The organism is Anaeromicrobium sediminis, assembly GCF_002270055.1.
Classification (GTDB): domain Bacteria; phylum Bacillota; class Clostridia; order Peptostreptococcales; family Thermotaleaceae; genus Anaeromicrobium; species Anaeromicrobium sediminis.
Genome location: NZ_NIBG01000001.1, coordinates 217,493 through 238,405 on the forward strand (window position 1 = coordinate 217,493; position 20,913 = coordinate 238,405).

19 protein-coding genes are annotated in these 20,913 nt (G+C 30.1%); 7 read left to right on the plus strand and 12 right to left on the minus strand.

All coding sequences use genetic code 11. From position 1 onward, the window contains the following. Positions 1–196 precede the first annotated feature (196 nt). From CCE28_RS01045 to CCE28_RS01055, 3 genes are all read left to right on the plus strand, one after another. Positions 197–1,192: a hypothetical protein gene (locus CCE28_RS01045; protein ID WP_095130087.1), complete on the plus strand. Its 996-nt coding sequence runs from the start codon at positions 197–199 to the stop codon at positions 1,190–1,192. Positions 1,193–1,554: 362 nt separating this feature from the next. Further along, positions 1,555–3,171 (plus strand): DUF5050 domain-containing protein, encoded by a 1,617-nt coding sequence (locus CCE28_RS01050; RefSeq protein WP_095130089.1) that lies wholly within the window; start codon positions 1,555–1,557, stop codon positions 3,169–3,171. A 24-nt stretch (positions 3,172–3,195) separates the two neighbouring features. Next, a complete protein-coding gene (locus CCE28_RS01055; protein ID WP_095130091.1) occupies positions 3,196–3,498 on the plus strand; it encodes a hypothetical protein in 303 nt (100 codons plus the stop codon). A gap of 1,031 nt (positions 3,499–4,529) precedes the next feature. Here CCE28_RS01055 and CCE28_RS01060 read toward each other — a convergent pair. Further along, positions 4,530–5,366 carry a class I SAM-dependent methyltransferase gene (locus CCE28_RS01060; RefSeq protein ID WP_095130093.1) on the minus strand — a complete coding sequence of 279 codons (837 nt, stop codon included), beginning with the start codon at positions 5,364–5,366 and terminating at the stop codon, positions 4,530–4,532. 219 nt (positions 5,367–5,585) lie between these two features. Here CCE28_RS01060 and CCE28_RS01065 point away from each other — a divergent pair, with 219 nt between their 5' ends. Then, on the plus strand, positions 5,586–6,017 hold the full coding sequence (locus CCE28_RS01065; RefSeq protein ID WP_207652830.1) for a hypothetical protein: 432 nt from the start codon (positions 5,586–5,588) through the stop codon (positions 6,015–6,017). A 230-nt stretch (positions 6,018–6,247) separates the two neighbouring features. Next, positions 6,248–6,901 (plus strand): hypothetical protein, encoded by a 654-nt coding sequence (locus CCE28_RS01070; protein ID WP_095130097.1) that lies wholly within the window; start codon positions 6,248–6,250, stop codon positions 6,899–6,901. Positions 6,902–7,034: 133 nt separating this feature from the next. Here CCE28_RS01070 and CCE28_RS01075 read toward each other — a convergent pair whose 3' ends face one another. The 10 genes from CCE28_RS01075 to sfsA form a co-directional block, all read right to left on the minus strand. Beyond that, complete coding sequence (locus CCE28_RS01075; RefSeq protein ID WP_095130099.1) at positions 7,035–7,748, minus strand: hypothetical protein; 714 nt, start codon at positions 7,746–7,748, stop codon at positions 7,035–7,037. A gap of 4 nt (positions 7,749–7,752) precedes the next feature. Continuing rightward, a complete protein-coding gene (locus CCE28_RS01080) occupies positions 7,753–8,610 on the minus strand; it encodes an MBL fold metallo-hydrolase (protein ID WP_176461584.1) in 858 nt (285 codons plus the stop codon). An 85-nt stretch (positions 8,611–8,695) separates the two neighbouring features. Further along, positions 8,696–10,051 (minus strand): sodium-dependent transporter, encoded by a 1,356-nt coding sequence (locus CCE28_RS01085; RefSeq protein ID WP_095130103.1) that lies wholly within the window; start codon positions 10,049–10,051, stop codon positions 8,696–8,698. A gap of 86 nt (positions 10,052–10,137) precedes the next feature. Then, the gene (locus tag CCE28_RS01090; RefSeq protein ID WP_095130105.1) at positions 10,138–11,448 is read right to left on the minus strand and encodes a glycine/betaine/sarcosine/D-proline family reductase selenoprotein B; all 1,311 of its coding nucleotides are present in this window, start codon (positions 11,446–11,448) and stop codon (positions 10,138–10,140) included. Positions 11,449–11,464: 16 nt separating this feature from the next. Then, positions 11,465–12,751, minus strand: a complete 1,287-nt coding sequence (locus CCE28_RS01095) for a glycine/sarcosine/betaine reductase component B subunit (RefSeq protein WP_095130108.1) — start codon at positions 12,749–12,751, stop codon at positions 11,465–11,467. Then, entirely contained in the window at positions 12,720–13,136 is a 417-nt protein-coding gene (locus CCE28_RS01100) for a GrdX family protein (RefSeq protein WP_095130109.1), read from the minus strand. Before CCE28_RS01100 ends, CCE28_RS01095 begins: the two co-directional genes overlap by 32 nt. Before the next feature lie 210 nt (positions 13,137–13,346). Continuing rightward, positions 13,347–14,684, minus strand: coding sequence for a sigma-54-dependent transcriptional regulator (locus CCE28_RS01105; RefSeq protein ID WP_242972859.1), 1,338 nt, complete (start codon positions 14,682–14,684; stop codon positions 13,347–13,349). Then, positions 14,677–16,686 (minus strand): ATP-binding protein, encoded by a 2,010-nt coding sequence (locus CCE28_RS01110; RefSeq protein WP_095130111.1) that lies wholly within the window; start codon positions 16,684–16,686, stop codon positions 14,677–14,679. Before CCE28_RS01110 ends, CCE28_RS01105 begins: the two co-directional genes overlap by 8 nt. A gap of 120 nt (positions 16,687–16,806) precedes the next feature. Continuing rightward, a complete protein-coding gene (locus tag CCE28_RS01115) occupies positions 16,807–17,691 on the minus strand; it encodes an SDR family oxidoreductase (protein WP_207652831.1) in 885 nt (294 codons plus the stop codon). A 100-nt stretch (positions 17,692–17,791) separates the two neighbouring features. Beyond that, positions 17,792–18,481 carry a DNA/RNA nuclease SfsA gene (gene sfsA / locus CCE28_RS01120; protein ID WP_095130113.1) on the minus strand — a complete coding sequence of 230 codons (690 nt, stop codon included), beginning with the start codon at positions 18,479–18,481 and terminating at the stop codon, positions 17,792–17,794. A 204-nt stretch (positions 18,482–18,685) separates the two neighbouring features. On the opposite strand from sfsA, the gene CCE28_RS01125 reads away from it, so the two are divergent. After that, positions 18,686–19,795, plus strand: coding sequence for a tyrosine-type recombinase/integrase (locus tag CCE28_RS01125; protein WP_095130115.1), 1,110 nt, complete (start codon positions 18,686–18,688; stop codon positions 19,793–19,795). 40 nt (positions 19,796–19,835) lie between these two features. Here CCE28_RS01125 and yneA read toward each other — a convergent pair whose 3' ends face one another. Beyond that, positions 19,836–20,129, minus strand: coding sequence for a cell division suppressor protein YneA (yneA, locus tag CCE28_RS01130; RefSeq protein WP_176461585.1), 294 nt, complete (start codon positions 20,127–20,129; stop codon positions 19,836–19,838). 158 nt (positions 20,130–20,287) lie between these two features. Between yneA and lexA the strand changes: the two genes are divergently transcribed. Then, positions 20,288–20,905, plus strand: a complete 618-nt coding sequence (gene lexA, locus CCE28_RS01135) for a transcriptional repressor LexA (protein WP_095130119.1) — start codon at positions 20,288–20,290, stop codon at positions 20,903–20,905. The last annotated feature ends 8 nt before the right edge of the window (positions 20,906–20,913 follow it).

Below are 20,913 nucleotides of genomic sequence, written 5' to 3' on the forward strand. Positions count from 1 at the left end.
TGATATTAGCATAAGACTTTACATATAAGAAATAATAACTCTATATATATATAAATGTATGTTTGGAGGGATTATGCTTGCGAGGACTAATACAACATTTCCAAATAATGCAAATAACATAATGTGAATTAAAAATATCTAACGCTTGTTTTAGAGTAGCACATATAAATATAGCTTTCACATTTAGGAGGTACATATGAAAAAAATAATTATTTTTACTATGGTATTTATTGTATTATTATCAGGGTGTATATCTACACACATGATTATAACGTATTATGATGATGATATTGACTCTGATATTAAAACAGCCACTAAAAAAACGATAGATAAACTTTTGGATGGGATTGCCGAAGAAGATATAGAATTAATTAAGGAAATTAGTTTGTATTCAAATAATGAGCAATTTAAAGAAAGTAATTTAGATTATTTTTTTGAAATAAAAGATTTGTTTAAATTAAATAAAATGAAATTATTACAACAAACTCATACTATCTCAAACAACAACTCCGTTACAGTATTTTTGCCTGATATAAATGGATATAGCTGTACTTTACCTACAGATCAAATGGATTCTTTCACATCGTTTTATACTATTCAAAATAATGAATATCAGTTCCTTCTAATGATTAATTTGTTAAATAATAGCAAGGAAGAATGGAAGTTGTCTAAAATTTCTATTGGTGACTATGAGATTAATGGAAGGGGTATAGAAGATTGGATTCAAGAATCTAAGAAGTATTATGATAAAGGCTATCTGATGTCTACGTATTTTTGTCAAAATATAGCTATGCGGTTAGTAAGACCAAATAAGTATATGAATCATGCTAAAGCAGATGCTATAGAATCAACATTTCAAGATTTGCAAGAAAAAATTTATGAAAGTTATACTTTCCCGATGAAAATAAAATTAACAGCTACGGACGTTGAAATCTATTATATTGATATACATCCTTATAAAGATGGCTATGTTTATCAAGTAAAATATGTAACAGAGCAGGATGTTAAACAGCCTGATAAAAAGGTTTTAAACGATGAAGCTTATTTATTACAAGCTCAATTAGAAAAGAAGATTGAGGGGTTTGGACAGGGACTAACAAATATAGTAGTTTACTCTGCTTTTGATGAACCACCAATCGATGCTACTAAGCAGTATACGACGTTCACTACAGTAGTTGAAGTAAAGAAATAGAATTATTAATCAATTAAGTAGAGTATTAGATGGTGAAGTAATAAAAACTTTATATAAAAACAACATCATTTAACATGCCATCGTGGTAGCAACCTTAAAAGTAAATAGATACTAAAAAAGACTATTACTCGCTAGTACTTTTTTAGAGTTAACAGGAAAAGTTGAATATTTGAAATATATAGAATAAAAATAAGTATGCATGGTGGTGAGTAAAATTTGCTTAATTTTTCTATATAGACAACCTAATTCAGATACACACGATAGTAGAAATTTACTGCATTCTTCATAAATTGACCGCAAATAAAAGCGATTTTAATTTGACGTCGAGCTTAGGTTATAGTACTTTCTTAGGAGGACATGGAATGAAGATGAATAAGAAAAAAAAAATTGTAATATTTTTAGCATTAAGTATAATTCTCTTTGGGTTGTACAGCATGTTTAATACAAATTTAAGAGTAGCCGATGAGTCTGTCACAGATCAAGAAATTTACATAAGTAAGGATGCTCAGTGTTTGCCAAGTTCAGGCAATATTGCAAATGGAGCAAATGTAATAGAACATGAGGGTTATAAGTATTATATAGATTTTGCAATAGGTAATAGATTAGTTAGAGAGAGTGGAAATCAGATAGATCAGTTAACAAGTGGGAATATAAACAATTTTGTATTATATGATAACAAAATATTTTACTTGAAAATGGATGGGAAACTTTTTAAAATAAAATTGTTAAATATTGATAATATGAAGGATCGTGAATTAGTTAATACACCACAACCATATGTATACGTTCATAGAGGGATTTTATACTATTTTAATGACAATAACATTCTTATTAGTTATGATTTTGAGAGTAAACAGATTAATAAAGTAGCGAGTAATATGTATAACGTTAACAATGGATATCCATTATTTAAAGATAATTATATATACTTTCTAAACCCCCTTAATGATAATAAGATATATAGAGTAAATATAAATGAGGGTAAATACGAAAAGATTGATGAAGTAGCAGGATTTAAGATTAATGGTGATGATAAGAAGTTATATGTATATAAGGATAGATATGCCTACTCTTTGAACTATGATGGTAGCGATAAAGAGCTATTAATGGATGAAGTTGCTTATAATTTAATAGTCGGTAAAAACTATATATTTTGGAATTTGCAGGGGGACAGAGTAGTAAAGCAAGATAAAGAGAAATTAACACGTAAGATCTTAGATTTAAAAATTGCAGGCCAGAGGATAGGTGTAGCAGAGGACAAGTTTTTATATGGCAATATAATAGATATACCCTATATGAAAGAAGTGGATATGAGCAAAAAAACAGTTAAGAATATAGATTGGGATAAATCAAGGATATTAGCAGCAAAGGATAGAGTATTTTATTATAACGAGGATGATTCCTTAAATAGTTTTGATTTGGATACTATGCAAAGTAAGAATTATAATAAGAATGGGATAAGGAAAATCTTAGGCTTCAATGATAATGTGATTTATCATGATAATGATGAAAACTATAAACAATTATATATGACGGATTTGAACTCTGGAACTACTAAAATAATAGCAAATGATGACCCGTTTATTCGAAGAGTAACAAACGATGGTATATACTATGAAAAAAATTTAGGTGAAGGTAAAAAAGTTATTAAGAAGTTATCACTTGATGGTAGTAAAAATATAGAAGTAGCAAATGGATATTATCAATTTATTGTAGATGATTGGTTGTATTACGAGAAAGCTGAAGGATTATACAGGATTAAAGAGGGAAAATCAGAACAGAGAATTATAGACCATAAAGTTAACAAAAAAGCAAAATATAAAGAGGGAATTATCTACTCTGAAGATAGTTCTCTATATAAGGTGAACTATGATGGCTCTAACAGCGAGAAAATACTAGATATAAAAGAACCCATGATTTTTGAAGTCTTTGGTAGTAGTATATATTATCTAAAGAAAAAAAATCGAGAGGATGATTGACCATACAATATAGGAGTTTTTCAGTTGGTTAAGTATGATATAAATACAAAACAAGAAAAAGTTGTATTTGATTATGTTGTATTTGATTATGATGTATCATATATTCGTAGTTTTAAAAAGAAAGGAAACTTTTTATTCATGAATACAACTATTAATACAACTGACCCGTCAACTTTGAGGACAATGACAGCCATAGATTCTAGAGACGATAGTATTTATATAATAAGTGATAATATTAAACCAACGACATCGATATATTTCTTTGACGACAATGAAAGGGAGTATTTGTATATAGACGAAAATGAATTGAAGATAATGGATAACTAATAAATATGATTAATAAAGTTTACTTATTACGCTTGGAATGTAAGTGTAATAAGTAAATTTTTTTGAAATTTAATATAAAGATACATTTGATTAATACATACATTTACCATTAAATCTGAATCCTTTTACATGAATGTTCAAGGAACTGATGTTTATAGATATATAGAAGAAATGATCACAAGTATGCATAATGTATACGTTTTGGATATAATAGGAAATAATGAGTTTAATTAAAGAACTGAAGGTACATAGATTAATGTCAAAAGCACATAGTTTAGTGTCAAAAACTATATCAAAAGGTACATACTTTAATGTCAAAAATGTAATTAAAGATCAATAAAAATTACTAAATAATCACAAGTAATAACTTTAGTATCAAAATAGCACATATATTAATGTCAATTGAATATTTAGGAGAAAGGTAGGTATTTTCAATATTTATAATCTCCGTCCAACTATACTTTAAATGTATATTTAGGGAATAGTTGGATAGAAAGAATATATGAGTACTATCTAAAACCTCTTCTTTTGACTTAATTACTGAATTTTTACTATACCTAAGTTTATTAGTTTTATATATAATTAATCATACTTTAAATTTATTATTGATTTTATTATAGCTTTTATAATGATTTATTAATGATTCTATTTATAATTAAAATTTAAATTTTATTATATATTTTTTCATCCTGCTAATTTGAGTTATTTAACTTCAAATATGAATTTTGTAATTTTCATAATAATTTTGGATATTTTTTACTATTTATGCTTTTATACATTTTACTAATAATGTAATTTTTCAAACCACTCCCCTTCCCTATCTACTATTTGAGAAACAAAGATTAAAAACTGTAAATGAACATAAGTCCACTTACAGTTTTTATCTGAACAACCATTTGATATCTATTCAAAATACCAATTTCACATATATTCTTAATAAAAATAAATACAAAAACACATAGTCTGCTCCAGACATTAAGCGATTCATTAAAATATTTACGTAATGCCCTTAGCAAACTCATATTTATATTTTATTTTGTAGCTTTATAAAAAGTAACACCTTTATCATTATATAATCCATCATTCTCTAATATGTTTTGGTAATTTTCAACTTTTTTGAAGTTTAGTTTTTCAAAAATATTTTTAAGATCATCTCCATCAAAATAGTGATTCCAAAAACGATATATTTTATAATTATTTTCTTCATCAATAATTATATTTTGATCTAATATTGCTTTATTTTCTAGAAAATGACTTGATTGGGATAAACATAAATATGGTTCATCTTGCCAAAATCCACCTTCAGAAAACTCCCAATTTCTTTCGAACTTCAAATTATCAATAGTATATTTATTAAGAGCATCAAAGATAAAAATGCCACCTGGTTTTAATGCATCATAAACTTTTTTTAAAAATACTTCTCTTTCTTCTATAGACAAAACTCCAAAGTCACAGTAAATCATAATGATTAGATCAAATTTATCTTTAAAATCTAAGTCTAAATAATCTTTACAAATATAGTTCACATCTAAATTATTTTGTTTTGCTCTATTCTTAGCATATTCTATTGAGTTTTGAGAGAAATCTACACCCGTAACCGTATATCCTTTCTTTGCAAATTTTTCTGTATATAGACCTGGACCACATCCTAAATCTAAGATCTCACCATCGGTTTTACCAAATTCTTTTAGTATCCACCTTACTGTTTTATCAATACTTTCTTCCTTCCTACTTGCAATATTAATATCTGTATTTATATGAATTTCAAGTAATTGTTCTGAAATATACTTATCCGTCCACATAATTGCTGTGCCTTTATCATAAGGTTTCACATCATTTACTAAACTTATAATTTTTTGAATATCCACACTATTCTCCTTTCATCATCTAGAAAATTTATCGATTTTCCCTAATATAGTCATCTAACCTAAGTTGTACATTAAACATACTTTGAAATATGCATTGAGCCATTTGTAATATTAGTCCAGAAATGGTTTACTATACAATGAAAGAACCTTAACTCAGTATTCATCATATTATGATAGCAATACAAAATTGATGGAGGGAAATACTTTATGCATCCTTTGATGTTTCAATCATATGATGAAATTTCCAAATATATATTAGGCTTATTGAACAGTTCTAGCCAACAAATCCTATTGATAGATGGCATTATATATAACTTACTGGTAAATACAATATTTAATGACCATATAGAGTTCCAAGAATTCATGAATGAATGGAATGACGCTAGCTACTATCATTTCCAATGTGAAGGTTACATGAAAACCTTAGTTGTTACAAAATGTTATTCTCACATGAGTATTTATTATTTTATCAATAACCTTATTATTCCTGCTGAAAAGCACTTTGCGGAATCATTAAAACATTTCTCTAAGATAAAAGTAATTCCTGAATTAACACATACTGAACAATTCAAACTCCTACCTAAAAAAGTTGATGATCTTAAAAAAATTGCTATTCAAATTAAAGAAGGCATAAAATTATATTCTTTATAAAAATATACTGACAATTTGAAGTAACATAAAAAGATATAAATAGACTATGGCCATCCATAGTCTATTTATATTGAGTTTGAGAGTTTAAAATCTCTATTTAATTCCTATGACTTTTTTATCAAATTTCAACATTTCCCTACCAAATATTTGTAATTTGCCAATACTTGTAATATAATATATTTTGTTCGTTTATTATATTTGTGAAATTAGACATTTTAAGGAGTTGCTTCATGGAAAAGAAACATACAACCATATTATGTATAGTATTATTAGTCATATGTATAGTTTTTGTCCTAGGGTCGAATTTTGATCATTCTTTCTCCCCTTCTGCAAATTACCATTCATTAAAAATAGATTATACGAATGAAGAAATTCATGGAATTTTGAAAGATCATTATAGAACTAAAAATCTATATGTAAACTATATTGGCTCTAACAAATATCGATATCTATATTCATTAGAACCATTAACTATGAATAATATTGACAAGGAAACTTTAGATCTTCTCAATTTTACTACCATCGGTGTTAATTTAAAAACGGGAAATATATTTAATAATAGTACTGGAGAATGTATTGGTAGTATAGGGAAAATTAGCAAAGAATTTAACATACTAACTCCAGAAGAATCAATCTTGCTTCTAGACCGTAAATTAATTGCTAAGAAAAATACTATGGCATCTTTAATATCATTTAGATCATTCAATAAGGGAAATATTATTATCAAAGAACAAGTAACGACAAAAAATAACTTATCTGACACTGCTGTTTCATTTATTATCAACCCAGTGACTAGACAGGTATATGATCTAAAATCGGGAGATTTTGTTTTCTTCTTAGATGAGCCACGGTCTATGACATATACTTCTAAAAAGAATCTTTAAAAAGTTACCCCATTAAGCACATTTACTTAGTGGGGTTTTATAATATATTTCATACTTCTTCCAAGGGAACATAATATAATTATGGTAAACCATTATGTAGTTATAAAAAAGGCATGCCATCACTGGCACGCTCCTATTCTAATTCAATCCCTACATATTTTCTATCTTCATAAACTTTTCTTTTTATTCTAATACTCTTTCCTACAAGGATGGAATAATCCTTCTTCATACGCTGAAACACCTTTCTAGTAGTATCATAAAAGACTTGTGATTTTCTTTGTAAGTCTAACAACCAAGCTCCTTCATAATAATCGTACTCTGGTATCTCTACAGGGTTATTATGTATTAGTACATAGTTTTTAATCTTCCTATGCATTTCCTTATTATGGATTTGTAATTGACCATTTAATGTTACATCAGATAAATGTAGACACCATGCCTTATTGTCACTACATTGGTCCATTATAAGTTTTATATCTTCCTCTAATTCATTAAGTTCAAATTCCAATTCTCCTGACATTTCGTCTGCCATTTTCCTAAACCTTTTATAAGACATTATGCCATCTGTATCTTCCCCTACCATATTTAATAAATAGTAGCTTAAGCTTCTAAGTTTATCATTAAAATTATGGAATGTTAAAGTAGGTACTTTAGCATCTTTATCTTCCTCTATATTATAGTCCTTTATCTTTTTATCTAACTCTCTTAAATAGGCCTTATAGCGGTCTAATTCTATTTGAGTAGTTATTATAAGATATCTAAGGTATAAAATAAAATCTTCCTTCGTCTCAAAATCAAAAACGTCATAGTTAAATATTTCTTGAATTTCTTCATTTATCTCATCCATATTATTACTTCACCCTTTTCTTAAAATGTCCTGCTATATACCAATCTACACTTAATAGGTCATCCTCTGTTATGTGCCTTAATCGTCTTTCAAGCTTTTCTAATATAGCATTTCTATTATAACCCAATTCCTCTACAATTTCACCTATTTTGATATAACGGTCTATGGTCTCCTCCATTTTTTCCCTAGGGATTTTTTCGTCCACATGGGCTTCTACAAAGTATTCTGCATCATAAGAAAGTATCTTCTCTCCTAATCTACGTACCCCGTCTACAGTCCAACTCCACTCCCCATTATAAATATCCACAAATAAGCTATCACCTATAAAAAGGGTTTTTTCTTTAGTTGAATATATAAAAGTTGAATCAGGAGAATGGTTTCCTCCCACATGTTCTAAAATACATATATGGTTTCCAATATCTATGCTTATAGATTTTTCAAAGATCACTTCTGGGACCTTTAACTCTATATTTCTATCTTCTTTAAATTCTGCTTTTATTTTCTCACTACAAAACTCTATCTCTTCTCCCATGGCCACTCTCTCATCAAGAGCCTCATCTGACCAATCAAGTCCCATCATGTCTTTTATCTTATTTGCCGTATACTTATGACAAAATGTTAGTGCATCCATCTCTTTAATTCCAAATACATGATCCCAATGCCAATGGGTTATGGCTAGAAGTCTCTTTTTATATATTCCTAAATTGTCTAACTGGCATAAAAATGTTTTTGCATGATCTGTTGAGTTTCCTCCATCCACTATTAAAACCTTATCATCCCCTACTATGGCTGCCAATATTGGTCTATCTGTTTCTTCCACAGGAGGCATATAATATATATTGTTGCTAAATTTTTTAAGCATAATCTTCCCTCCAACAAAATATAAGGACATATTTAAATATGCCCTTATGTTATCATAATTTATATGGTTTTAAAAGGATTGATTACTAAAATATGCCCGTGATCATAATGATTCCTACAGCTATTGGAACAATATATTTAACTATAAATCTCCAACTATTACTTACTTTAATATTAGTAGATCCAATATTGGTATCTTCCATGAATTTTTCAAATTTCCATACATATGCTGTGTATATGGATATTAGTAAAGCACATAAGGTAAGTAGTATGTTTCCAGATACGAAATCTACAAGTCCAAATAAATCTCTACCTAATATTTTAATATGACTCCATGGACCTTGAGATAGGATAGGTCCCATTCCAACTAGGAACATGGCTCCTATTGAATACCATACAGCTTTTTTTCTACTAACTTTAAATATTCCCTCTACAGTACTAGCTACTGGTTCTAAGAATCCAAGGGCCGATGTTATTCCAGCTAAAGTTATTAGGAAGAAGAACATTCCTCCAAAGAAATTGCCAAATGGTATTTTAGAAAAGAGTTTTGGCATGGTAATAAAAAGTAGACCAGGGCCTGCATCAGGTGACATCCCGAAGGCAAAAAGTGCTGGAAATATAACTAATCCTGAGATGAAAGCAACTGCCGTGTCAAATATTACTACCAAAATTGAATCCTTAGGAACGTCTGTAGTCTTTGGACTCAAATAACTTCCATATACAAAAGCAGAAGCCATACCTATTCCAACAGAGAAAAAGGCCTGACCTAGTGCAGCTAAAGCAACACTACCGTTAATTTTACTAAAGTCCGGTGTTAGGTACCATCTAAGACCATCTATTGAATTTTCTAAAGTCAATGATCTTATGGCCAAAACTATTAACATTATAAATAGGGCTGGCATCATGTATTTACAAGCCTTTTCTATGCCCTTCTCAATTCCCTTAGTAGCTATTATTCCTGTTATTCCTAATGCTAATACAGTATATGCAATAAGTTGAGTAGGATTTGACATGAAGTTCTTATAAACAAGACCAATCTCCTCAACAGAAGCTCCATCGAATTGACTAAATGAAATTTTAAAGAAATAACTTATGACAGAGCCAATGACCATTGGATAATAAGTCATTATTAAAAATACAGCTATAGTTCCTGTCCATCCTATAGATACCCAAAAGCTACCTTTTCCTTCTATCTTTCTCATACCCATTATGGGATTTTCTTGTGCTTTTCTACCTAAACTAATTTCAGAAATAAACAAAGGGATGCATATAACTATACAAATGGCGAAATATAAGAATAAAAAGGCTCCTCCTCCATTCATACCAACCATATAAGGAAATCTCCATATGTTCCCCAGACCTATGGCAAATCCAGCCGTAGCCATTATGAATCCAAAACGACTTGCCCAATTTTCCCTTTTTTTACTTTTCACATTACTCATTTAATCCCTCCCACTAAATTCTTAGAATTTAATTAAGGCGGTTATATCTTCTTATTCTATATAGATTCAACAACCGCCCCTTTCATTTACTCCAATATGGTTTGTTCCTCTATCTCCGTACCTATTAACTGAAGAGCCTTTTCTATTAATCCTCTTCTTAAGTCACGTTCTTTTATTAAATCTAGTTTAGGGTTACCTAGTGGATAAGGTATGGATACAGTAGGGACTATTCTATTAGCTCCCACCGATTCCGATATAGGTACTATGGTGGATAAATGTACTACAGGAATACCGTACTTTTCTATTCCCTTTACCATGGTTGCACCGCAACGAGTACAAGTGCCTCATGTAGATGTAAGTAATACGCCATCAACTTTAGCATCAAACAATTCCTTTCCTATATCTTTTCCAAACTCTTTTCCATTAGAAACGGATGTACCCGTTCCAGTTGTGGTGAAAAAGTATTCGTATACCTTTCCTATAACACCTTCTGTCTCTAAATCTCTTAATACATCTAGAGGCAATACCCTATTAGGATCTTCATTAGCATATATGGGATCATACCCACCATGGATAGTCTCATAAAAATCAGAAGTCAAACTATCCACATCATTTATTAAATATTTACCGTATTTAGATGCACTAGCTGATTCTATTCTATCAGGATTGTTTTTAGGTACTATTCCTCCACTAGTTACTATAGCTATAGTTGCTTTCCTTAAGTCCTTAATAGGTTTAGCTGGATCTACCTTATCAAACACTGGCATAGGTAATTCTGTAGTAAAATCTTCATTGTTAAATCTAGCCAATAACATGTCTACAGCCCTTTGAGATCCTCTTTTTTCAGAGAATACAGTTTTTCTAATGCCCTTTGGAATATAGCCATCTATCTGAGGACTATCTAACTCTATATCCCATAATAACTTTTTAGAAATGGATACCATCTTCTTTAGGGCTCTCCTCATACCACTAGCCGAATCACCAGTAGATATTATATAAGAATTTTCATTACATATTTCAACCCCTGGATTCTCTTCATACATACCAGTGACTACAGGTATATTTAACTCTTTATTAACAATTTGAGCTACACCTGCACAAGCCATACCGTATCTTCCTGCATTAAACGACGGGCCTGCTATTACTATATCTGGTTCATATTCTTTAATACTCTTGGAAATGATTTTTATTGCTTCATCCTTATTTTCATTGAAATAATTATCTCCACATATTAAAGTTCCTACCACTTCTATGGAGTCATCACATAAGTTTTCAAAGGCCAAACCAGGACCTATAGGACCTTTTTTCATAATAGGTTCTATATGAGCCATATCCTCACCACCTATTTGACCAAAGAACTGATTTAAATAATAAATTACTTTATATTTTTTATTCATCCTATTCCCTCCCTTCTTAATAGCCTTTGACAGTCACATTATGATATCCAATTTCAGATGTAGCACCTATTATTGCATTTAATTCACAACTAATTTGTCCCTTCTCATCAAGACTTCCTTCGTAGCCTCCTGCCAAATTCTCTATTGCCTTAGGATTACCTATTACCTTGTCAGCTGCTGGTAAAACTACCAAATGACTTACATTTCCAGTAGATACAACTGCTTTAGCTTCTTTAGCCGTATCTGCTAGTGATTGGGATGATCCATCCCTTCCTGCACACTCATCTGTTATTAGTACGGTCTTTATTCCATCCTTTTCTAGCCTTCTACAGATCATTAATAAATCTGCATCAGGATTTCCATAACCTTCTTCACTTACTATAACTCCATCTGCACCAAGTGATTTCACTATCTTAGTTGCATAATTGCATGACCTTATTTTTCCTTCTAAAGTAGTTAGCTCTGGTGTCATTACAACTCCTAGGAAATTTAATTCCTTTCCGTGTTTATTATATAGATCTAATATTACAGAGTTATTTAAATGCTGATAAGTAGTTATCTTGTCGCATGCTGCCACACAATTACCACTTATTACTGCTCCATCTAATATTTCATTTGGATGTATAAAAGTAGGCAACATAACCTTTGAATCTACACCATATATGTAGGTATCATGTAGTAACCCCTGTGATATGAGCATTTGTACATAGACTACCTTAGGCAAATCCTTATATTTTAATGTACTATCTCCTACGGATTCAAGATTGTATACTAAAAGTTCATCTTCTTTAATATGCCTACCAGCTTCTCCCACATAAGAGGCTGCTTTTAATCCTGCTTTTCTTACAGCTTCTTCATGTTCATGGGCATGTAAATCCTTAACTGGTGTTATGTCTACCACTAGATTATAGGTACTAGAAAATGGTGTATAGGCTCCACCTTCTCCCCACATATCTATAATGCCTTCCTGGAAACCTACAATATCACCTATAGTTACAACAGCAGCACCTTTTAATACCTTAGTTTTTCCAGTACCAGCTTCAAACATCTTGCTTGTTACACCTGGAAATCCATTTCCTTCTCCCTCGGTTTTTACCCTAGGTTCTATTACGTCCTTCACAGGTATAATTCTCGTTTTATCTCCTGGCTTAGCTATATCTACTTTCACATCCATTATTCTAGGATCTTCTTTTAAAATATTTCTCAATTCATTTTCATTAATGTGCAATATGCCATCCTCTACCAATGTTCTTTCTCCAAATACCATATCCTTAATATGAATATTTCCAATTTCTAATTTCAAGAAATTCACCTCCAAATGTGCTTTTAACCTCTTCCATACCACTTTTTAAAAGGGTATAGTCTATCATAGCAAAGTCCTTATAATGTTCTTTTCTTTTTCTGTGACCATTTTTTATGTATAAGTTGTCATATTTAAGAATGCTATCCTCGATAACTTCTAGTTGGAATAAATCTTTATTTTCCTTTATCTTTCTTAATATTATAGATTTTACGGGAGATAAAACCATTTTTATACTGGCATTTAAGGGATGGGTTACTAGTTCATAATCTTGGTGTAATAAATCTCTTGTTTTTATTAATACATCCTTTGGATTTCCATCTACCCATATGGTATTTTCAAATTCATTTTTTACCATAGGATTATTGCTAATAATTTTATACTCCATGGCCTGCCTCCTTTCTATAGGATTGTTTTATGCTATTATAATTAGCAAATTACATACCAACTTTTATACTTACTCCATAATTCTATTAATCGTTCTCTCAGTGCAAGTAAAGTACACGTTTTTTACAAAACAAAAAGACGAATACTACAATCCGTCTTTTTCATAATAGGAAATTTTTTTCCCAACATACTATGTAATTTTTTTCCTATATCATTTTAAGTTATATTCGGTAACTTTATTAAATAATTGCCTACGACTTATTTTAAGCTCTCTTGCTGCTTTAGAAATGTTATTTTCACATATGTCTAGTACCTTTTTTATATATTCTGCCTCTATTTCATTTCTCATCTCTTTAAGGGGCTTTATTATATTTATTTTCTGTAGACTATGCCTATTTTCATTTTTATCCTTGGGTAAATATTTTTCTAACACGTATCCCCCTTCTGAGAGGACTACAAGCATCTCTATTATGTTCTTTAATTCTCGTATGTTTCCAGGATAATGGTAATCTCTTAAAAAATTCATAACTCCATCTTCCACATGATCTATTTCCTTATTATATTTTAGTTTTGACTTGTTTAGGAAAAAATCTATAAGATTTATAATATCTTCTCTTCTTTCTCTTAAAGGAGGAATCTCTATAGTTATTGTGCTTATTCTATAAAAAAAATCTTCTCTAAAGCTTCCTCTAAATATTTCATCACTGATATTTTTATTAGTAGCAGATATTAATCCAAAGTTCACATCTATAGAATTATTGCTTCCTATTCTTTCAATTCTCCTATTTTCTAGAACTCTCAAAAGTTTCACCTGAGTATTTAAGGATATATCGCCTACCTCGTCTAAAAATAGAGTCCCTCCTTTGACAGATTCCAATTTACCTATTCTTCTTTCAATGGCCCCTGTAAAAGCTCCCTTTTCATGGCCAAATAGCTCTGATTCTAATAGGGACTCAGCAAATGCAGAACAGTTTATGGGCATGAATTTCTCCTTTTCTCTGGAGCTACATACATGTATATAGTTAGCTATTACCTCTTTCCCTACACCAGATTCTCCTAGTATTAGTATATTGGCATTACTGTCTGCAGCCTTTTTAGCTATATGAATACATTCTTTAAATTTTTCACTTTTTGAATCCAATATAAATCCTTCGTTTAAGTGTTTATCTTTCTTCTTTGATAATAGCATTTCCTTGATTTTTTTTATATCCTTTAAAAGGATTCCAGGTGCATGGCTTTTTACAAAATAGTTATAAGCCCCTTTTTTTATTGCTTCAACTGCATTTTCTATGGTCCCATATCCTGTTATGATTATAACCTGTATATTTTCGTTTATTTTCTTAACTCTTTTTAAAAGCTCAACTCCATCCATTTTATCCATTAAAAGGTCTGTGAGAATTAAATCATAGTTCTTTTTCTTAATCATCCTTAAAGCTTCTTCACCATTAGCTGCCGTATCCGTATCATATCCCCTTTTATCTAATATTATTTTAAGCACTTGCCTATATTCTATTTCATCATCTACAACAAGTATATTCATATTATCCATTAACCGCCCCTCCCTTATTTAAAGTAATATAAAAGGTCGTACCTATTCCCACATGACTTTCAACACTAATTGTTCCTCCAATTTTCTTTAATTCACTATAAACTATATATAACCCTAACCCAGTGCCTTTCCCCGGTTCTTTCGTAGTAAAAAAGGGATTAAATATATCCTTTAAAAACTCTTTCTTTATGCCTTGTCCCGTATCCTTAAATGTAATAGTCACTTTATTGTCTTCCTCTTCACATCCTATGAAAATTTTTCCACCAGTTTCCATTGCATCGATGGAATTTTGTATTAAATTTAAAAATATATACTTTAAGGATTCTTGATTCATATGAATGGTCAAATTACAATTACATACAATATTGCATTTAACATTATTTTTTTCAAGATTCTTTCTTTCTAAATTTAAAAGGTTTGAAGTAAATCTACATATATTTACAGGTTCCGTTGTATTACTAGTCATGCGTGAAAAATTCAATAAATTATCAATTATTTTGCTAGCCCGCTCCACTGAACTATCTATGATTTCTAGAGCCATATTCTTTTCTATCTCCTCGTTCTTTAGTAGAAAAGAGTAATTTCTTATTATTCCCAAGGGATTTCTTATCTCATGGGCTACTCCCGCAGCTAATTGCCCTATGGCTGCCATTTTATTTTCTTGTAACATATTTTTCTCAATGAGCTTAACCCTCGTTATATCCTTTATCATAATAAGCACATCTGTTACATTGTTAGATTTATTCTTCAGAGGAAAGGTATCTATTTCATATATACTTCCATCATTCCTTATTTCTTTATTATGGTGCTTCTCCCCCTGGAAAGTTTCCTTTATCATCTCTATAACATTACTTTCATTAAGATTATCTATCACACTTTTGTAGGGTTTACCTATAATTTCCCTTTTATTTAATTTTAAAAGATTACATAATGCTTTATTTACATTAGATACCACAAGTTCCTTGTCCACAACTAGCAACAACTGTGACATACCATCAAAGGTAATTTGAAGGTCCTTTTTGCTCTTATAAAGTTCCTCTGTCCTTTTATATACTTCCTCCTTTAAACTCTTATTCCATAAATATGATATGTATATAATAAATAATATGGATACTACAAATACACACATTATCAATCCAAATTTATCTCCTAGCTGGTTTTTATCAAAGGGTAGTGACATTCCAAACCATTTTTGTTGAATCCTAGCCATTATTTTTTTCTTTTTAAGACTAAATATGCCTTTATTTAATATTGACAATAATATCTTATTATCTTTGCTAACAGCAAAGGAACATTCCTTCTCATACATGGGATTGTCTAATACTTTATATGAAGATTTTAAATTATAATTTTCTAGAAAATAGACTAGAACAGGTTCATCTCCTACAACAGCATCTACTTCCTTTTTTTCTAATAATCCTATTCCTTCTTTTATATCTCCTGTAAAAACAAAGTCTATGTTCCTTATTCGACTTTGTAAAAATTGTATTGCATAATCGCCCTTAGGTATTGCAACTTTTCTTCCTTCTAAATCTGTATAGTTATTTATCTTAGAATCAATTGACATTAGTATAGATCCTCTTAAATCATATATGCCATTTGAAAAAAGAAATTTCTCTTCCCTTTTCTTAGATGGAATCATATCAAAAAAATGAGTTTCCTTTTTTTCTAAACTTGTTAAGGCATCATTCCACGTATTCTCTGGCTTTAATCTAATATCTATTCCCAGTTCTATAGATAAGGCCCTTATATAATCAACTATAAGGCCTTTATACTGATTATTTTCATCATTTAAAAAACGTAGTGGTGGAGAATTATAATCTGCTCCATAAATTATTTCTTTGTGTTCATTTAACCACTGAGTCTCAAGGACTGTTAGTTCTTTAGATTTTCTAAAATAATCCCATAAGTTAATTTCATATTCAATTTGAAAATACATATTTAAAAATAACACTATTGCAAAAATCCCCATTAATAAAACGCCTATTATTCTTTTTCTCATATATAACTCCTTAAAATATATTCTTTATCTATATTTTAAAGAAAGATTGTAAATAAATTTGTCAAAATTCCAGTTATAAACGTAAAAAATTCCTTTCATTGGAAAGGAATTTTAATGTACTTAACCATTTATAATATATCCACCATTTACATGGATCATTTGTCCCGTCATATAGGATGCATCTACTGAAGCCAAATATACATATGCAGGTGCTACTTCTACCGGTTGTCCTACCCGCCCGAATTCTGTATTTTTTCCAAACTCCATTATCTTCTGTGGACTAAAGGTAGCTGCTATTAGAGGGGTCCATATAGGTCCTGGTGCAACGCCATTTACTCTAATCCTCTTATCTGCCAAGGATATGGCCAAAGACCTTGTTAAAGATACTACAGCTCCTTTAGATGATGCATAGTCCATAACTTGCTCATTTCCCTTATAGGCAGTTACAGAGGCTGTATTAATTATACTACTACCTTCTTTTAAATGGGGTAGGGACGCTTTTATTAAATAAAATATAGAAAATACATTTATATCAAAGGTCCTCTTTAATTGTTGAGCAGTTATATCTAATATGCTCCTTTGAGCATAATGTTCTCCTGCATTATTTACTAATATATCTAATTGTCCAAATTCATCAATTACCTTCTTAACTATTTCATTACAAACACTTTCATCACCTATATCACCTGGAAGTAATATACACTTTCTATTTTCCTTCTCTACTAAGTACTTAGTTAGCTGAGCATCATCCTCTTCATCTAAATATGATATAGCCACATGGGCTCCTTCCTTTGCAAAGGCTATGGCCACTGCTTTGCCTATACCACTATCTCCTCCTGTTATTAAAGCTACCTTATCAAGTAATTTCTCACCACTATATTTATAAGATGGATGGGAATATATAGGAAGAGGATTCATTTTATACTCAACCCCAGGTTTCTTACTTTGCATTTGAGGCGGTAAATTTTCTGGAAGATTTAAGTTAAATTCAGATTTTGTATCCACTTATTCTCGTCACTCCTATACAATAAATTTTTATTTTCAATTTATAGTATCCATAATTTAACTTAATTTATTCTTAAATGTGTAAGAACTTATAATTTACCTACATTAATACTTCTACTTTATCATTAATTATAAGTTCATCTTCTTTTACAATACAATTGTAGGCCAATATGTTTACTCCTTTATCCTTTGCAATCTTTAGAGCTTCTGAAAATTTAGGATCCATTTCCACATTAGGAGTGAATTTCTTTATATCCTCTATTTGTATTAAAAATAAAATATAATTTTCATATCCTTCATCTAAAAGATCTATTAATTCATAAACATGTTTTCGTCCTCTCTCGGTTGGAGCGTCAGGAAACATACTCATTCCATCCTTTTCTAAAGTAACACTTTTAATTTCCACATATCCCTTTGAATTACCCTTTTCATAGTACAAATCAAATCTAGAATTTCCCTTCTTTGCTTCTCTTTTTACATAATCTAAGTCTTGTAATTCCTCCACTTTATTTTCATCCAAAGCTTCATATATTACCTTATTTGTAATTTGAGAATCTATATTTATCAATGTCTTATTTTCCTTATAGGCAGCTACTAGGGAATATTTTGTCTTTCTATTAGGATTTTCTGCTTTTTCTAGAATTGCCCTTACTCCATTTTCTAAAATTTCCCTACATCTTCCTGTGTTTTTCACATGAACAGTTTCTATTTCCCCATCTATTGCCACATGGGAAATAAATCTATTGGGCCTATCTACAAATTCTCCTATCTTAATGCTTTTATATTTCATTGAAAACCTCCATATTTCTTGTCTATTTGTTCTTATTTTTACCCATTTATGTAATAATCTAAAACATAATTATGTTATAGGGAGAAAAATGATGAAATGCCACTATTTCCAAGGCAATAGGAAATTAATACTTCATTTGACATATATGACTAGTACATATTATACTTTAAAAAAGCTTATATTTTATGGAGGAAGATCACATATATGGATTTTAAAATACATAATAAATCAGATAAACCTTATAATATTGTTCATACAGAAAATTCTGTAATAGAAAAATGTATTGAATTAGAAAAAGAATTGCCTCATTTTATGGATGATTTTTTCATATATTTAAAAAATGGTATAGCTCTATCTAGTAGATATGCCTACTTACAAGATGTATTATTCTTTTGTAAGTATTTAGTGAAAGAAACTAATCATACTAATGCTGAGGATACCATATCTATTTCCAGGGAAGATTTTAATAAATTGAAGGCAAAAGATATAAATAGGTTCTTAGGAGATTATTGTACTAGATATATTATTAGAAGTGAAACCTCTACTGTAGTCATGGAAAATCATAATAGGGCATTGGCTAGAAAAAAATCTTCCATTGCCGTATTATTTAAATTCTTATATAGAGATGAAATAATGGATAATAACATCACCGATGGATTTAATCCCATAAGACTACCTAAACCTCAGCCTGATGCTATAAAACGATTAGAAATAGATGAAGTAGCAAGAATGTTAGATGCAGTTGAAACGGGAATAGGACTAACGGACAAGGAAATGATTTACTGGGAAAAGACTAAATTGAGGGATAAAGCCATATTAATTCTATTTGTAACCTATGGATTAAGGTTAAAGGAGTTACAACAATTAAACCTATCTTCCTTTAACTTTAGTAGGGGTGATTTTAAAATATACAGAAAAAGAGGAAAAGAAGTTAATATGCCTCTTAATAAATCTGTAGAGAAAGTAATTATGGAATACATTGAAAAGGAACGTGCTGAAGATTCTCAAATACTAGAACAACATAAAGATGCCCTATTTCTATCTTTGCAAAAAACTAGGATGACTCAACGGGCCATAAGACAATTAGTAAAAAAATATACGGCTATAGCCTTAGGAACTACCAAGGACAATGGTTATAGTCCCCATAAGTTAAGGGCGACAGCTGCCACGTCATTAATACAAAATGGATTTTCCATATATGATGTTCAAAATTTATTAGATCATGACAATGTAACCACCACTCAACTCTATGCAGCTCATAAAAAAGATTCTAAGAGACAAATTGTGAAGCAATTTGAATGGTTAGAAGAATAATATAAAATAAAAAGAATGTGGACTATAATCCACATTCTTTTTATTTTGCTGGAACTTTTATACTTTGCCCAGGATATATATCCCATGAGTTTAAATTATTAATTTCACCTATGATGTGTACTGTTTTACGTATGTCATCTTCCTTAGAAGTAAATTTTTTTGCTATAGTCCATATAGTATCGCCCTTTTCTATATAAATTTCTATGTAATTTCCTTTCTCTTTTAGAGGAGTATTATTAACTCCATATACAGTTGAGCATAAAAATATTCCCGCTATTAATATGATTAATATTATAGTATTTTCCTTTTTATATTTTAGTATGAATTCTAACACTAAACTCCCTCCAAACATGTGTTCTCTTTATGTTTTTTATTTTACCAGAACATTCGTTCGTAGTAAAGAGTTTTTTAGAACAAATGTTTGATTATTTTTCAAAATATGTGCTATAATAGTTACAAGAACTTATATTTGGAGAATTGAGGGGTAATCGTATGAAAGATGAATTAACTAATCAACAAAGAAAAATACTTGATTTTTTAAAATATACAGTAAGTGAAAAGGGCTATCCACCTTCAGTAAGAGAAATTTGTGTGGCAGTAGGTTTAAAATCAACTTCCACTGTACATAATCACTTATCTAAATTGGAGAAGAAAGGTTATATTCGTAAGGACCCTACTAAACCAAGGGCTATAGAAATATTAGATACGGAAGATGATATGCTACTAAATACTACTGCCATAATAAATGTACCTATAGTAGGTAAGGTTACTGCAGGGGCTCCCATATTAGCCGTGCAAAATGTTGAAGATTCCTTTCCAGTTCCTAAAAACTTCGTGGATGACAATAAGTATTTTATGTTAACTATTAAAGGAACTAGTATGATTGAAGCAGGAATTCTAGATGGGGATTATGTTCTTATTAAGCAACAGCAAACTGCATCTAACGGAGATATTGTGGTGGCTATGCTAGAAGATGAAGCTACTGTAAAAAGGTTTTTTAAGGAAAGTGATTATATCAGATTACAACCAGAAAACCACACTATGGAACCTATAATATGTAATGATGTTAAAATATTAGGACTTGTTAAGGGTGTCTTTAGAAAAATGTAATAACATAT